Here is a 1,249-nt window from a genome sequence, read left to right as displayed (position 1 = left end):
GCTTGTGGGGGTGGCGGCGTGACTGGGGTGGATGTTGAGCACACGAAAGCGCTGGCAGCCAAGTTTGATCCGGCGGCCCCATCGCAGTATCTCGCGAAGCTGGGGCGTGAGGTCGTTGCGGCTGTCGAGCGAGTCCAAGCACTGCACACGCCGTGGACGAATCCGACCGGCCATCCGTACTGCAAGGAATGCCTGCTGGCCCATCCCTGCCCCACAATCCGAGCATTAGGAGATGGCAAGTGAAAGCGAATCCTGCCAACTACCCGGAACAGTTGACCGAGAAAGAATCTGGACTGTTCTGGATGAAGGTCAACAAAGCCGGCCCGTGGCCATTGCAGAAGAACTGCCAAGGAAAATGCTGGACCTGGACAGCGGGGAGAGTGAACGAAGGCTACGGACGGTTCTACCTGCGCGGAGGTAAGCCGCTTGCGCATCGTCTGAGTTATGTACTCAGGAACGGTTCGGTTGGGGACGAATTAAAGATCGACCACCTATGTAGGAACAGATCGTGTGTCAACCCGGACCACCTTGAGCCGGTGACCGATGCCGTAAATACGCGCAGGGGAAGGTTACCGCTCGTTGCAGGCAAAAGCATGTTGGCTAGAACGCACTGCCCGAGGGGTCATCTTCTGAATGCTCCAAATCTAAGGGCTGATGACGTTAAGCACGGCCGCCGAGGATGTCTGTCTTGCGCTAGGGCGAGGTCGAAGTATCACGATTTCAAGAGACGGGGAATCATCCTCGACCCCGACGATTTTCGGCGAGTCTCGGATGCCTTCTATCGCGAGATTATGGGACCTGAAGCATTGGAGACACCATGAGCGAGAAGAAGTTTGCCCACGAAGTTGTGCCTGCGATCGATGTGCGCGACTACTGCATGCCGGATGCGAGCACCGACGGATACGCGGCGAAGGCGGCCACCTACCACGCTGCACGTGCGCAAGGATTCTTTCGCGCCACACTCGAAGGCGTGATCAATCCTGAGGTGATTAGCAACCTGATGAACGAATATCACCTCGCCGCCCTGTATTTCGGTCTCGCGACGACAGACAGCAACGACATCGACAGCATCGGCGTGGGCATTGCAGAGCGTCTCCAATATGACCCTGAGGGGGTCGGCGAATACATCTGGGAGATCCTGACGTGGGCGGATATTGACCCCGAAACGATCGCTGCGTACGTCCCGAAGCCTACCGAGGTGTCGTCGTGACCGCGCCGCAGATGAAGGGATGCACACTGATCGGTTGCA

Annotated in this window: 3 protein-coding genes; all 3 read left to right on the top strand. The window is 57.8% G+C overall.

The annotated features are described in order from the left end of the window. A partial coding sequence (locus M1L53_RS33030) for a hypothetical protein (protein WP_261949512.1) occupies positions 1-243 on the top strand: 243 nt, incomplete at its 5' end. Continuing rightward, positions 189-821: an HNH endonuclease signature motif containing protein gene (locus M1L53_RS34970; protein ID WP_397517580.1), complete on the top strand. Its 633-nt coding sequence runs from the start codon at positions 189-191 to the stop codon at positions 819-821. The genes M1L53_RS33030 and M1L53_RS34970, both read left to right, overlap by 55 nt. Further along, positions 818-1,210: a hypothetical protein gene (locus M1L53_RS33025; RefSeq protein WP_261949511.1), complete on the top strand. Its 393-nt coding sequence runs from the start codon at positions 818-820 to the stop codon at positions 1,208-1,210. The genes M1L53_RS34970 and M1L53_RS33025 overlap by 4 nt, the downstream gene beginning before the upstream one ends. The last annotated feature ends 39 nt before the right edge of the window (positions 1,211-1,249 follow it).

The sequence above is a fragment of the Rhodococcus sp. T9N genome, from assembly GCF_024436645.1.
In the GTDB taxonomy this organism is placed as follows: domain Bacteria; phylum Actinomycetota; class Actinomycetes; order Mycobacteriales; family Mycobacteriaceae; genus Rhodococcus_F; species Rhodococcus_F qingshengii.
The sequence above is the reverse complement of the archived record's forward strand: the minus strand, read 5'-3'. Positions and strand labels throughout refer to the sequence as shown.